This is a genomic window from Amycolatopsis azurea DSM 43854 (assembly GCF_001995215.1).
Lineage (GTDB): Bacteria > Actinomycetota > Actinomycetes > Mycobacteriales > Pseudonocardiaceae > Amycolatopsis > Amycolatopsis azurea.
The window spans coordinates 101,623-114,538 of record NZ_MUXN01000022.1; the positions used below are offsets into that span (position 1 = coordinate 101,623).

The 12,916-nt window shown below is 69.4% G+C and carries 14 protein-coding genes; 1 reads left to right on the forward strand and 13 read right to left on the reverse strand.

Going from position 1 to position 12,916, the window contains the following annotated elements:
- Positions 1 to 13: 13 nt before the first annotated feature.
- The 5 genes from B0293_RS27700 to rpsB form a co-directional block, all read right to left on the reverse strand.
- Positions 14 to 928 (reverse strand): phosphatidate cytidylyltransferase, encoded by a 915-nt coding sequence (locus B0293_RS27700; protein ID WP_039916775.1) that lies wholly within the window; start codon positions 926 to 928, stop codon positions 14 to 16.
- The gene (gene frr / locus B0293_RS27705) at positions 928 to 1,485 is read right to left on the reverse strand and encodes a ribosome recycling factor (protein ID WP_005154668.1); all 558 of its coding nucleotides are present in this window, start codon (positions 1,483 to 1,485) and stop codon (positions 928 to 930) included. The genes B0293_RS27700 and frr overlap by 1 nt, the downstream gene beginning before the upstream one ends.
- Positions 1,486 to 1,536: 51 nt before the next feature.
- Positions 1,537 to 2,280 carry a UMP kinase gene (gene pyrH, locus B0293_RS27710; RefSeq protein WP_005154669.1) on the reverse strand — a complete coding sequence of 248 codons (744 nt, stop codon included), beginning with the start codon at positions 2,278 to 2,280 and terminating at the stop codon, positions 1,537 to 1,539.
- A gap of 94 nt (positions 2,281 to 2,374) precedes the next feature.
- On the reverse strand, positions 2,375 to 3,199 hold the full coding sequence (gene tsf, locus B0293_RS27715) for a translation elongation factor Ts (protein WP_005154671.1): 825 nt from the start codon (positions 3,197 to 3,199) through the stop codon (positions 2,375 to 2,377).
- Between the two features lie 93 nt (positions 3,200 to 3,292).
- Positions 3,293 to 4,162: a 30S ribosomal protein S2 gene (rpsB, locus tag B0293_RS27720; protein ID WP_005154681.1), complete on the reverse strand. Its 870-nt coding sequence runs from the start codon at positions 4,160 to 4,162 to the stop codon at positions 3,293 to 3,295.
- A 382-nt stretch (positions 4,163 to 4,544) separates the two neighbouring features.
- Between rpsB and B0293_RS27725 the strand changes: the two genes are divergently transcribed.
- Positions 4,545 to 5,150 carry a murein hydrolase activator EnvC family protein gene (locus tag B0293_RS27725; RefSeq protein WP_005154682.1) on the forward strand — a complete coding sequence of 202 codons (606 nt, stop codon included), beginning with the start codon at positions 4,545 to 4,547 and terminating at the stop codon, positions 5,148 to 5,150.
- 330 nt (positions 5,151 to 5,480) lie between these two features.
- On the opposite strand, the gene B0293_RS27730 is transcribed toward B0293_RS27725, so the two are convergent.
- From B0293_RS27730 to lepB, 8 genes are all read right to left on the reverse strand, one after another.
- Entirely contained in the window at positions 5,481 to 6,416 is a 936-nt protein-coding gene (locus B0293_RS27730; RefSeq protein WP_005154683.1) for a FliA/WhiG family RNA polymerase sigma factor, read from the reverse strand.
- Between the two features lie 20 nt (positions 6,417 to 6,436).
- Entirely contained in the window at positions 6,437 to 7,447 is a 1,011-nt protein-coding gene (locus tag B0293_RS27735; protein ID WP_005154684.1) for a tyrosine recombinase XerC, read from the reverse strand.
- A 105-nt stretch (positions 7,448 to 7,552) separates the two neighbouring features.
- Positions 7,553 to 8,692: a DNA-processing protein DprA gene (gene dprA, locus B0293_RS27740; protein WP_005154686.1), complete on the reverse strand. Its 1,140-nt coding sequence runs from the start codon at positions 8,690 to 8,692 to the stop codon at positions 7,553 to 7,555.
- On the reverse strand, positions 8,689 to 10,200 hold the full coding sequence (locus B0293_RS27745; RefSeq protein ID WP_005154687.1) for a YifB family Mg chelatase-like AAA ATPase: 1,512 nt from the start codon (positions 10,198 to 10,200) through the stop codon (positions 8,689 to 8,691). Before B0293_RS27745 ends, dprA begins: the two co-directional genes overlap by 4 nt.
- Positions 10,201 to 10,587 (reverse strand): YraN family protein, encoded by a 387-nt coding sequence (locus tag B0293_RS27750; RefSeq protein WP_005154692.1) that lies wholly within the window; start codon positions 10,585 to 10,587, stop codon positions 10,201 to 10,203. It lies immediately after the preceding gene.
- A 231-nt stretch (positions 10,588 to 10,818) separates the two neighbouring features.
- Positions 10,819 to 11,142 carry a DUF2469 domain-containing protein gene (locus B0293_RS27755; RefSeq protein WP_003096226.1) on the reverse strand — a complete coding sequence of 108 codons (324 nt, stop codon included), beginning with the start codon at positions 11,140 to 11,142 and terminating at the stop codon, positions 10,819 to 10,821.
- Entirely contained in the window at positions 11,139 to 11,918 is a 780-nt protein-coding gene (locus B0293_RS27760) for a ribonuclease HII (protein WP_005154703.1), read from the reverse strand. Before B0293_RS27760 ends, B0293_RS27755 begins: the two co-directional genes overlap by 4 nt.
- A gap of 58 nt (positions 11,919 to 11,976) precedes the next feature.
- Positions 11,977 to 12,906: a signal peptidase I gene (gene lepB, locus B0293_RS27765; protein WP_005154711.1), complete on the reverse strand. Its 930-nt coding sequence runs from the start codon at positions 12,904 to 12,906 to the stop codon at positions 11,977 to 11,979.
- Positions 12,907 to 12,916: the final 10 nt, after the last annotated feature.

Genomic DNA, 12,916 nt, shown 5'->3' on the forward strand with positions numbered 1-12,916 from the left:
GGCCGGGTATCGCTTAGACGGGGACGAACGCCGAGAGCAGCAACCAGGAGACGACGGCCGAAGGCAGCAACGAGTCGAGGCGGTCCATCAGCCCGCCGTGCCCCGGCAGCATGTTCCCCATGTCCTTGACGCCGAGGTCGCGTTTGATCAGCGACTCGACGAGGTCGCCCAGCGTCGCGGTGCAGACGATCGCCGCGCCGAACAGGACACCCTGCCAGGCGTGGCCGTCGAGCAGCAGGCTCAGGGTCAGCGCGCCGGCGACCACACCGGCCACGAGCGACCCGGCGAAGCCCTCCCAGGTCTTCTTGGGGCTGATGCTGGGCGCCATCGGACGCTTGCCGCCCAGCACACCGGCGATGTAGCCACCGGTGTCCGAGGCGACGACGCCGATCATGAAGGCCAGGACCCGGCCGACACCGTCCTCCGGCGGGACGAGCATGGCGGCGAAAGCGCCGAAGAGCGGGATGTACGCGGCGGCGAAGACCGACGCGCTGATGTCGCGCAGATAGCCGTCCGCCCCGCCGGGCAAGCGCCACAGCAAGCAGACGAGCACTGTCAGCACGAACGCCGTCAGCGCGCCCTCACGACCGTACGGCCAGGCCAGCCAGATCATCGCCTGACCGCCGACGAGCACCGGGACCAGTGCGATCCGGATACCCGCCGCGCGCTTCAGTGCCCCGGCCAGCTCGATCGTGCCGACCGCGATCGCGATCGCGATGATGCCGATGAACAGGAAGCGCACGGTGAGCAAGGACGTGACGATCGCCGCCCCCAGCAGCAACCCGACCCCGATCGCGGCGGGCAGGTTGCGGCCGGCGCGGGAAACCTTCCGCGCCGGTTCCGGCACGGTTTCGGGCTCCGGCATCGCCGCCGGAGCCGGTTCCGGGGCGTCCACCCGGTCCTCGCGTTCCTCGCTCACCTGGCTCATCAGACCTCGAGTAGCTCGGCTTCCTTGTGTTTCACCAGCTCGTCGACCTTGTGCGTGTACGAGTCGGTGAGGTTCTGCAGTTCCTTCTCGGCGTGGACGACCTCGTCCTCGCCTGCCTCGCCGTCCTTCTTGATCCGGTCCAGCTCTTCCTTGGCCTTGCGGCGGACGCTGCGGATCGAGACGCGGGCGTCCTCGCCCTTGGACTTGGCGACCTTCACCATCTCCTTGCGGCGCTCTTCGGTGAGCTGCGGGATGACGATGCGGATCACGTTGCCGTCGTTGCTCGGGTTGACGCCGAGGTCCGACTCGCGGATCGCCTTCTCGATGGCGTTGAGCGAGGTCTGGTCGTAAGGCTTGATCAACGCCATCCGGGCTTCGGGGATGTTGACGCCCGCCAGCTGGTTCAGCGGGGTCGGCGCGCCGTAGTAGTCGACGACAACGCGCGAGAACATCCCGGGATGGGCCCGGCCGGTGCGTACCGACGACAGGTCCTCCTTGGCGACGGACACCGCTTTTTCCATCTTCTCCTCGGCGTCGAGGAGGGTCTCGTCGATCACGGCAACTCCCGTTGTTGTGTATGCGTACCGATTACGGAGATCAGAGCAGGACTACGCGGGCACCCCGTCGGCGGGGGTGTCGACCAGGGTGCCGATCCTCTCACCACTGACCGCGCGAGCGATGTTCCCCTCGGTGAGCAGATTGAACACGATGATCGGCATGTTGTTGTCCATGCACAGGCTGAACGCGGTGGCGTCGGCGACCTTGAGGTCCCGTTCCAGCACCTCGCGATGGCTGATCTCGTGGAACATCTCGGCGGTCGGGTCGCTCTTCGGGTCCGCGGTGTAGACGCCGTCGACGGCCTTCGCCATCAAGACGGCTTCGCAGCCGAGTTCGAGCGCGCGCTGCGCGGCGGCGGTGTCGGTCGAGAAGTACGGCATGCCGACTCCGGCGCCGAAGATGACGACGCGGCCCTTCTCCAGGTGACGCTCGGCGCGGCGCGGGATGTACGGCTCGGCGACCTGCCCCATGGTGATGGCGGTCTGCACGCGGGTGGGCAGGCCCTCCTTCTCCAGGAAGTCCTGCAACGCCAGGCAGTTCATGACGGTGCCGAGCATCGCCATGTAGTCGGCGCGGTCACGGTCCATGCCGCGTTGCGACAGTTCCGCGCCGCGGAAGTAGTTGCCGCCGCCGATCACGACGGCGATCTGCACGCCCGTGCGCGCGACGTCGGCGATCTGCTGGGCGACCGAGTGGACCACATCCGGATCAACCCCGATGGAACCGCCGCCGAACATCTCGCCGCCCAGCTTCAGCAGCACCCGCCGGTATCCGCCTTCGACCCGGACACCCATGTCGCCCTCCCTAATGCTCTGAAACCCGACTGTGCCCCGTCCCCGATGGACGGAGACGGGGCACAGTGGTGGTTCTTTGTGTTCCGCGCCTGGATCAGGCCTGGCCGACCTCGAACCGGGCGAACCGGCTCACGGCCACGCCGGCCTCGTCGAGCAGGGCCTTGACGGTCTTCTTGTTGTCCTTGACCGACGGCTGCTCGAGCAGGACGTTGTCCTTGTAGTAGGCGTTGACCTTGCCCTCGATGATCTTGGGCATGGCCTGCTCCGGCTTGCCCTCTTCGCGGGCGGTCGCCTCGGCGACACGGCGCTCGTTCTCGACGATCTCGGCCGGGACCTCTTCACGGGTGAGGTACTTGGCCTTGAGCGCGGCGACCTGCATGGCGGCGCCACGAGCGGCCTCGGCGGCGGCCTCGCCCTCACCGGTGTACTCGATCAGCACGCCGACGGCGGGGGGAAGGTCCGCACCGCGACGGTGCAGGTACGTGGTGGTGGTGCCCTCGTAAGCGGCGACACGGCGCAGCTCGAGCTTCTCGCCGATGCGGGCGGCCAGCTCCTGGACCTGCTCGTCGACGGTCTTGCCGTCGAGCGAGGCGGCCTTCAGCTTCTCGACATCGCCGGTCTTCTCGGCCTTCGCGACCTCGACGATCTTCGCGGCGAGAGCCTGGAAGTCCTCGTTCTTCGCGACGAAGTCGGTCTCGGAGTCGAGCTCGATCAGCACGCCGCCGTCACCGGCGACGAGGCCCTCGGCGGTGGCGCGCTCGGCGCGCTTGCCGACGTCCTTGGCGCCCTTGATGCGCAGGAACTCGACGGCCTTGTCGAAGTCGCCGTCGTTCTCCTCGAGCGCCTTCTTGCAGTTCATCATGCCGGAGCCGGTCAGCTCCCGGAGACGCTTCACGTCTGCGGCGGTGTAGTTCGCCATCGTGGGTGTGTCCGTCCTTTTTCAGGTACGAGAAGTCTTTTTGGGGAAGTCACCCGTGGGGCCGCCCGGAGGCGGCCCCACGAGCGGGGTGGATCAGGAGGAGGCGGTGGCCTGCTCGGCCGGGGCCTCGGCGCCGGTCGCGGCAGCGGCTTCCTTGGCGTCCGCGGCGGCGGTCTCGGAGCCGGCGAGCAGCTCCTTCTCCCACTCGGCCAGCGGCTCGTCCGTGGCGACGCCGGCCTCGGGCTTGGCGTCGGCGTTCGAGGAACCGTTGCGGCTGGAGCGGGCCATCAGACCGGCGGCGGCGGCCTCGGCCACGACCTTGGTCAGCAGCGCGGCCGAACGGATCGCGTCGTCGTTACCCGGGATCGGGTAGTCGACCTCGTCCGGGTCGCAGTTGGTGTCCAGGATCGCGACGACCGGGATGTTCAGCTTGCGAGCCTCGCCGACGGCGATGTGCTCCTTCTTCGTGTCGACGATCCACACGATGCTCGGCACCTTGGCCATGTCGCGGATACCGCCGAGGGTCTTCTCGAGCTTGTCCTTCTCACGGGTGAGCGTGAGGATTTCGCGCTTGGTCAGGCCGGCGAAGCCGCCGGTCTGCTCCTGCGACTCGAGCTCCTTCAGGCGGAGAAGACGCTTGTGCACCGTCTGGAAGTTGGTCAGCATCCCGCCGAGCCAGCGCTGGTTCACGTAGGGCATGCCCACGCGCGAGGCCTCGGAGGCGATGGCTTCCTGAGCCTGCTTCTTCGTGCCGACGAACATGATGGTGCCGCCGTGCGCGACGGTTTCCTTGATGAACTCGAACGCACGGTCGATGTACGTCAGCGTCTGCTGCAGGTCGATGATGTAGATGCCGTTGCGCTCGGTGAAGATGTAGCGCTTCATCTTCGGGTTCCACCGACGGGTCTGGTGCCCGAAGTGCACGCCGCTGTCGAGCAGCTGCTTCATGGTGACGACGGCCATTGCCGGAATCAACCTCTTCTGTGTCGTGCGCGCCCGGCCTGGCCGGAACGCGCTTGCTCGGTTCGTCGCTCTCGGCCGGGTGGCCGATCGCCCTGGTGCAGATGCTCGGGCCCGGACCCGGGAGTGAAGTGACCCCAAGGACCGCCGGACCGTTTGCCCCCGCCTGTCCTGACCCTCCGTGAGGAGATCGGCCATCGGGAGCGCGCACGTGCACGCGAAGTCAGCCCGCTGCCGCGGACCGCGCAAAAGAGTCTACTCCCTGTCGCCACCGGGCACCGCACCGGCAGCCCCTGATGAGAGGGGTTGTCCACAACCGGCTCGGTTATCCACAGATTCCTTCGGCGCGCCCCGCACGCCACGCCGTGCACCCAGGCTGGAACACATGACGATGACGACCTGTTCCCGCCCTGTCACCAGGCATTCCTTCGCGATCGACCGCACCGGCGGCAGGCACCGCCGCCCGGGGCGTCCTCGACGCCTTCCCCGCCTCACGATCCTCGCGACGGTGCTCGCGCTCCTGACCGCTTCGGCGACGCCGGGAACGGCCAGAGGCGCGCCTTCTCCGCAAGGGCGCCTCTCCTGGCCGCTCTCGCCGACACCCAGTGTCACCAGGTACTTCGAGCCGCCGTCGACGCCGTACGGTCCCGGCCATCGGGGCATCGACCTCGCCGCGGCGCCGGGCGCGAACGTGCTCGCGGCGGCCGAAGGAGTGGTGATGTTCGCCGGGCAGGTGGCGGGCCGCGGGGTGGTTTCGATCGATCACGACGGAGGCCTGCGCACCACCTACCAGCCACTCGCTCCGACGGTCACCGCGGGTGATCAGGTCCACCGGGGCCAGGTGCTCGGCACGCTCGTCGCCGGCCATCCGGGCTGCCCCGAACCGGCCTGCCTGCATTTCGGCGTCCGGCGGGGCGAGGAGTACGTCGATCCGCTCGCGCTGATCGGCGAACCGTCCGAAATCCGCCTCAAACCCTGGGAAGGAGACTGAGCAAGGAAACTGAGCACTGACCCGTGCGCGTCCGGCTGGAGTGCCGTCCGTCTGATCACTCGTGTCGTCCGTCTGATCACGCGAGTCGTCCGCCCAGACACACGAGTCCCGCCCTCAATCACGCGAGTCGCGCCCCTGATCACGCGAGTCCCGCCTCCAAGCACGCGAGTCCCGCGTCTGGTCACGGCTGGGAGCGTCTCTTGCCGGAGGGTGCCGATGCTGTGTTCCGTGGTCGCGTCGGCGCGGTGGTCGCCGACGGAGGTCACGCGTGATCAGACGGACGACACGTGTGCGTGGACGGACGACACGTCCGGCCGGGGACCGTGGGCGTCAGGTCTGCTCGACCAGTTTCGCGCGCAGCCGCATGACGGCGCGGGTGTGCAGCTGGCTGACCCGTGACTCGGTGACGCCGAGGACCTTGCCGATCTCGGCGAGCGTCAGGCTCTCGAAGTAGTAGAGACCGACCACGATCCGGTCGCGTTCGGTGAGCTGGGCGATCGCCTGCGCCAGCTGGCGGCGGTTGTCCTGGTCGACCAGGACGGCCACCGGGTCGACGGCCCCGTCGTCGGGCAGGGTGTCGACCAGCGAGCCGCTGTCCTTGCCGGCGGCGACGAGGTCTTCGAGCGCGATGACGCTGGTCAGCTGCAGCTGGCCGTAGAACTCGCGCAGGTCGTCGACGCTGATTTCGAGCTCGGCCGCCAGTTCGGCGTCGGTCGGCGTGCGGTTCAGCCGGGCGCCGAGGCGTTCCAGCGCGCGCTCGGCCTCGCGGGCCTTGCTGCGCACCGCCCTGGGCACCCAGTCCTGGGACCGGAGATCGTCGAGGATCGCGCCCCGGATGCGCTGCATGGCGTAGGTCTCGAACCGCAGGCCCCTGGCGGGTTCGAACTTCTCGATCGCGTCGACCAGGCCGAAGATCCCGGACTGGATCAGGTCGCCCACGTCGACATGGGTCGGCAGACCGGTACCGACCCGGCCCGCGACGTATTTGACGAGCGGGGCGTAGTGCAGCACGAGCCTGTCGCGCACCATCTGGTCCGGCGACTCGGTGAACTCCCGCCACAACGCCTGGATCCCGGCGTCCACCTCGTAGGCCGTCCGCGCTCCGGGCGCGACGACAGGACCGCCTCCGCCGGGACGGTGTTTCCCGGCGGCTTCGGTGACATGTGGGTCGGCGGTCATCGGGCCGCCGTTCTCAGCATGCGACTCAGCGTGTTCTCCGTGCTCGTGCGGATGCGCGTGCGCCGCCGGTCCGGTCCGCCGGGTCACCTGCCGAGTTCTCCCCGGCATCATCGGGCCCGGGGGTGCGCGCGGTCGTGGATCGCCTTCAGCCGATCGACGGTCACATGAGTGTAGAGCTGCGTTGTGGCCAGCGTAGCGTGACCAAGCAGTTCCTGAACGCTTCGAAGATCGGCGCCGCCTTCGAGCAGATGGGTGGCCGCCGAATGCCTCAGGCCGTGCGGGCCCATGTCGTTCGCGCCCGGAACGGAGCCGACGGCGTCGTGGACGACCCGGCGGGCCGCCCGCGGGTCGAGCCTGCCTCCTCGCGCGCCCAGGAAGAGCGCGGCTTCGGCCTGCCCCTTCGTTTCGACGGCGACCTTTTCGACGGCGAGCTTCCCCCTGCCCTCGTCGAGCCACGCCCGCAAGGCCGTTTCGGCGGGGACGCCGAACGGCACGACACGTTCCTTGCCGCCCTTGCCCAGCACAAGCACGACCCTGCGGGAGAAGTCGACGTCGCCGACGTCCAGCCCGCACAGTTCGGAGACCCGCACACCCGTCGCGTAGAGCAGTTCCACGATGGCACTGTCCCTCAAGGCCACCGGGTCCCGCTGTTCGGCACCGGCGGCTGAGGAGCGCATGACCTCGCTCGCCTGTTCCGCGCGGAGGACCCCGGGAAGCTTGCGGTGCGCACGCGGTGCCACCAGCCGCCCGCCGGGATCGGACGCGAGCGCCCCGCCTCGATGGGCCCACGCGGTGAAGGTGCGGGCCGCCGCGGCTCGCCTGGCGAGCGTCGTCCGGCCGGCACCGTCCTCGCGTTGCCGGGCCAGCCAGCCACGCAGCGTCCCGATGTCGAGGTCCTCGAACCGGCCGCCGTTCCCGTCCACGAAACCCAGCAGCGAGACCACGTCGCCGAGATAGGCACGCACCGTGTGCGCGGAAAGCCCGCGTTCCAGGGAAAGGTGCCGTTCGTAGTCGTCGATCAGCTTCCGGACAGGCTCCGGAAGCGCCGCACGGGCGGCGCGCAGATCGGGTCTGCGGGCGCGTTTTCCCGTGCCGTGGGGACCTTCGGTCGACGGCATGCCGATCACGCTGCGCGATGTACGGCAGATGGTCAAGCATCGCCGCACCCTGTTGTGGTTTCCGTGGTCGGATCGTGCCGGGATGGCGTCTCGGGTGTAGGCCAGTCAGGTCCTGGCGGGCCGTCTTCGCCACCCTGTGTCACCCCTTTCCGCGAAACCGTCGAGCTCCAGTCCGGGAAGCAGCGCGCGGACGCGATCGACCGGAACCCCTGACTCGGCCGCGATCCGTTCCTCGGGCCTCGGCGATCGTTCGGACAGCGCGTCGTGCACTCGCAGTGCCTCCGGACCGAGCCGATCGGTGTGGCGGCGCGGTTTCGCCGGATCCGTGCCCGGCTCCCCCAGCCGTCCGGCGGTCTCCAGGACCTCGTCGACCGAGGTCACCAGCGTGGCCTCGCCTTCGCGGATCAGCGCGTGGCAGCCGGCGGACATCCCCGACGACACCGGTCCCGGCATCGCCATCACGACCTTGCCCAGGACCCCCGCGGTGCCGGCCGTGTTCCGCGCGCCGCTGCGCCTGCCCGCCTCGACCACGACGGTCCCTTCCGTGAGCGCCGCGATGAGCCGGTTGCGGACGAGAAAGCGATGCCTGGCCGGCGAGGTGCCCGGCGGGTACTCGCTCACCACCGCGCCGGTTTTCCCGATGGTGCGCAACAAGGTCGTGTGCTGCGCCGGGTATCCGGCGTCGATCCCGCAGCCGAGCAGGGCGACCGTCGTGCCGTCCGCGCTCAGCGCGCCCCGGTGAGCCGCGCCGTCGATGCCGTACGCCGCCCCCGAGAACACCGGGATCCCCCGGCTCGCCAGGTGATACCCCAGCTCGGCCGCGTTGTGCTCGCCGTACTCGGTCGCCGCCCGGGCGCCGACGATCGCGATCGCCTGGTCCACCGCCTCGTCGAGCCTGACCGGACCGCGTACCCACAGCGCCAGCGGGGGCGCCGCACCGGAGACGCCCCTGCCTTGGGCGACGGCCAGCGAAAGCAGCGGCCAAGCAGGCCATTCGTCGTCCTCGGGGATGACGAGCCTGGTCTCGCCGGCGGCGGCTCGTTCCAGATCGCGTTCGGCGTAGTCGTGCGCTCGCCGGGCGGCCGTCTCGTCGCGGACCTTCGGCGGGCAGTCCGCGCGCGCCACCCGTTCCGCGGCGACGATCGGGCCGTGTTCGCCCACGAAACCGACCAAGGCGGGCGCCGGGGGCTCGGCCACGCGCAAGAGATAGGACCGCGCGATCCGTTCGGCGTCGAGTTCACTCATCCGGATGACCTCTCTCGGAAGTTCAACGCCGCCGCCACCTCGTCCGCCTCCGGCTTGTCGGCTCCCTTCAGATCGCCGAGCGTCCAAGCGATGCGGAGACAGCGGTCCGCACCGCGCGCGGTGATCGCGCCCCGCTCCAGCGCACGATCCAGCAAGGCCGTGACCTGCGAAGGCAGGGCGAACTCACGGCGCAGTACCGGACCGGGCACCTCCGCGTTCGTCGGCCAGCCGTGTTCCGCCCAGCGTTTTCCGGCTCGCTCGCGCGCCTCCAGAACCCGTTCCCGGACGGCCAGGGACGCTTCAGGCGGCTCGCTCAAATGCGCGCTGAGCGCGGAAAGCGGACGCAGCCGGACCCGTAAATCCACCCGATCGAGTAGTGGTCCGGACAGCCGGCCCAAGTACCGCCTTCGCGCGGACGCCGAGCAGGTGCAATCGGCCTCCTTCGCCGGTGCGCAAGGGCAGGGGTTGGTCGCCAGCACCAGCTGGAAACGAGCCGGGTACCGCACGGCGCCCTTCACCCTCGCGATCCGGACCTCGCCCTCTTCCAGGACCGTGCGCAGCGACTCCAGCCGTTCCGGGCCGAATTCGCAGACCTCGTCGAGGAACAGGATTCCCCGGTGCGCCCGGCTGATGGCACCGGGAACGGCCAGGCCGCTGCCACCGCCGATCAGGGCGGGCACGCTGATCGAATGGTGCGGCGCGACGAACGGCGGCACGGTGACCAGCGGTTCGGACGGGGAGAGCGAACCGTCGATCGAATGAATGGCGGTGACCTGCAACGACTCTTCGGCGGACAGCCGGGGAAGGAGACCGGGGAGACGTTTCGCGAGCATCGTCTTGCCCACCCCGGGCGGACCCGTCATGAGCAGGTGATGGCCGCCCGCCGCGGCCACTTCCAGCGCCCACCGCGCTTCCGGCTGTCCCACGACATCGGCGAGGTCGGGTACCGGCGCCGGCTCCTGGACGGCGAACGGCTCCGGCCGGACGAGTTCCCCTTCGCTCTTGAGCCAGTCCACGAAATCGCTCAACCGGGCCACGCCGCCGACTTCCATCCCGTCCACGAGGGCGGCTTCGAACAGGGACTCGGCGGGCACGACCGCTCGCCGGTACCCGGCGTTGCGCGCCGCCAGCAGTCCCGGCAGGACCCCGCGGACGGCCCGTACCCGGCCGTCGAGGGCGAGCTCGCCGAGCAGGACGGTGTGCGGCAGCTTCGTGGCCGGGACCGACCCCGTCGCGGCCATGACCGCCGCGGCGATACCCAGGTCGTAGCCGGACCCCACCTTCGGCAGGTTCGCCGGGGACAGACCGAGGATGACCCTCTCGTCCGGCCAGGTCTGACCCGAATTGCGGACGGCGGAACGGACCCTGTCCTTGGCCTCTTTCAGCCCGGTGTCGGGCAGCCCGACCATCGTCACCCTCGGCGATCCGCCGCCGATGTCGGCCTCGATCTCGATCATCCTGCCGTCGACGCCCAGGAGCGCGACGGACCAGGCTTTCGCCAGCGCCATTCAGAACGCCGCCTTGATGTGCCGCACGCGCGGCCGGGCGTCGGGCCGGGCGACGATCGCGATGATGTCGTAGCGGACCGGGCACCAGCGGAGCATGAACGTGTGCTGCCATTGGTGCGCCAGGCGGCGGATGCGGTCCGCCTTGGCCGGGTTCACCGCCTCGGCGGGAGTACCGAAGCCCAGCCCCGACCTCGTCTTCACTTCGCAGAAGACGAGGCGTTTCCGATCGGTCGCCACAAGATCCAGCTCGCCGTCACGGCAACGCCAGTTGCGGCTCAGGACGACGTAGCCCGTCTTCTCCAGATGCCGGACCGCGAGTTCCTCTCCCCACCGGCCCAGTTCGATGGGCGATGCCCCGGCTGTCGGCTGTTCGGCCGTGCTCGTCATCTCGATCCCCCTCAGCGATCGTCACAGTGCGTGTGCGATCAACGCTGCCAGGGTGAGCGGGGGTGGACCAGGCTTGATTCGCCCGCCTGTGGATAACCGGGGTGTTGTGGACAACTCGGCCGCCGCGGGAGGTCGCGGGCCGGAAATCGTCGGTGCTCGTGCTAGGGGAACGTGAAGGCCCCCTTCACCGCGACAGACGCGATGAAGGGGGCCTTCACGTACTTCCGGGGATCAGCCGGAGAACGGACCGTCCTCGGGCAGCCGAAGGTCGGGTTTGTCGAGTTCCTCGACGTTGACGTCCTTGAACGTGATGACCCGGACGTGCTTGACGAACCTGGCGGGCCGGTACATGTCCCAGACCCACGCGTCGGACATCCGGACCTCGAAGTACACCTCGCCGCCGCCGTCGCGCACCTGCACGTCGACGGCGTTGGCCAGATAGAATCGCCGCTCGGTCTCCACCACGTACGAGAACTGGCCGACTATGTCGCGGTACTCGCGGTAAAGCGAGAGCTCCATCTCGGTCTCGTACTTCTCGAGATCCTCTGCGCTCATGAAATCCGCGCCCCTCCTCGCGATTCTGCTGCTACTCCAGCGGCGGAGCGTTCATTGTTACCCACGTAAGGGCCGAGGGCACGTATCGGCACGCTCGGGTTTTCCAGTGCCGCGACGGTCAGCACGACCGGGTGAGGCGGCCGCACCCGGTGCGCGGCGGCCGCGGTGGCCACATTGGCGTACGACCAGCGATGGACCGGACTCGGACCGTGAGTGTTCAGGGCCGCGCTGTGCTCGGTGGTGCTGTACCCCTTGTGCACGTCGAAACCGTAGTGCGGGTGGACGTCGTGCAGGTCGCCCATGATCCGGTCCCGCGTGACCTTGGCCAGCACGGACGCCGCCGCCACGCACGCGACGGCCTTGTCCCCCTTGATCACCGGGACGCTCGGGGCGGGCAGCCCGGACACGCGGAACCCGTCGGTGAGGACGTAGCCCGGCGTTTCCCGCAGCGCCGAAACGGCACGCCGCATGCCTTCGAGGTTCATGACGTGGATGCCGAGCAGGTCGACCTCGGCCGCCGGGATGACGATGACCGCGTAGTCGACGGCACGCTTGACGACGCGGTCGTAGACCCGGTCGCGGGCCTTGGCCGTGAGCACCTTCGAATCGGTGAGCTCGGGCAGCCGGGCGGCGTCACCGGGACGCAGGACGCAAGCGGCCACGACGAGCGGGCCGGCGCAAGCGCCGCGCCCTGCCTCGTCGACTCCGGCGACGGGCCCGAGGCCCCGCCGGTCCAGCGCGCCCTGCAACCCCCAGAAGAGGTCGCCACGCACCACTGCCCGCGGCGGCCGAAGCGGATCGGCCGGTGTGAGCGGTACAGGAACTCTCAAGGCCTTACCGCCTCCGGTCGACCGCCTTGCGGACTCCGGACGACATCCGCCTGCCGAGGAACACGACGGGCCACGCCGCGGCGATGCCGACGCCCAGGGGAAGCCCCTGCTGCCAGGCCGACGCTCCGAGCGCCACCGGCTGCGCGCTCGCCTGCGGGTTGTGGTCCGAAACGCCACCCCAGCGGCCGGGCGGGAGCACGATGACGCGCGCCTTGCCGATGATGTTGTCGACCGGGACGGCGCCGTTCACGCCACCGCCGCCCTGGAAACGGGAGTCGCTCGAATTGTTGCGGTTGTCGCCCATCACCCAGACGTATCCGGCGGGCACCTTGACCGGCTCGAACGTCTTCTCGGTGGGCGCGATGCCCTCTTCCCAGTGGACGTACGGCTCGTCGAGCGCTTTGCCGTCCACGACGACCCGGTTGTTGTCGCAGCACTGCACCGTCTGGCCGCCGACCGCGATGATCCGCTTGACGAAGTCGCGCTCGTCCGGCGGCGCGAACCCGATCAGCGAACCGAGGGCGCGGAAGCCGGTGACGAAGATGTTGCTGGACTCCGGCGTCTCGATCTCGCCCGCCCACGCCGGCGGTCCCTTGAAGACCACCACGTCGCCCGGGCCGGGATCGGTGAAGTCGTACGTGATCCGGTCGACCAGGATCCGGTCGCCCGTGCACCCGGCGCAGCCGTGCAGGGTGGTCTCCATCGATCCCGAGGGGATCATGTAGACCTTCGCGAGGAACTGCTGGATCAAGATCGTCAGCACGAGCGCGACGACGATCAGGATCGGCAGTTCCTTCCAGAACGACCGCTTCTTGTTGACCTTGCCGAATTTCTTGGAACCGGATCGGCCCCGTCGGGAGGCCCGGGTGGGGCGCTCCTCTTCGGGGCGATCGGGTTCGTCATCGGAGGTGCTCTGGGACACGGGTTCGACCACGACGCCAGGT

Coding starts and splice junctions, on each gene's coding strand:
- B0293_RS27755 (WP_003096226.1), bottom strand. CDS start 11,142: ATGAGCGCAGAGGATCTCGAGAAGTACGAGACCGAGATGGAGCTCTCG.
- B0293_RS27745 (WP_005154687.1), bottom strand. CDS start 10,200: ATGGCGCTGGCGAAAGCCTGGTCCGTCGCGCTCCTGGGCGTCGACGGC.
- B0293_RS27725 (WP_005154682.1), top strand. CDS start 4,545: ATGACGATGACGACCTGTTCCCGCCCTGTCACCAGGCATTCCTTCGCG.
- B0293_RS27700 (WP_039916775.1), bottom strand. CDS start 928: ATGAGCCAGGTGAGCGAGGAACGCGAGGACCGGGTGGACGCCCCGGAA.
- rpsB (WP_005154681.1), bottom strand. CDS start 4,162: ATGGCCGTCGTCACCATGAAGCAGCTGCTCGACAGCGGCGTGCACTTC.
- B0293_RS27750 (WP_005154692.1), bottom strand. CDS start 10,587: ATGACGAGCACGGCCGAACAGCCGACAGCCGGGGCATCGCCCATCGAA.
- pyrH (WP_005154669.1), bottom strand. CDS start 2,280: ATGGGTGTCCGGGTCGAAGGCGGATACCGGCGGGTGCTGCTGAAGCTG.
- dprA (WP_005154686.1), bottom strand. CDS start 8,692: ATGAGTGAACTCGACGCCGAACGGATCGCGCGGTCCTATCTCTTGCGC.
- B0293_RS27735 (WP_005154684.1), bottom strand. CDS start 7,447: ATGCCGTCGACCGAAGGTCCCCACGGCACGGGAAAACGCGCCCGCAGA.
- tsf (WP_005154671.1), bottom strand. CDS start 3,199: ATGGCGAACTACACCGCCGCAGACGTGAAGCGTCTCCGGGAGCTGACC.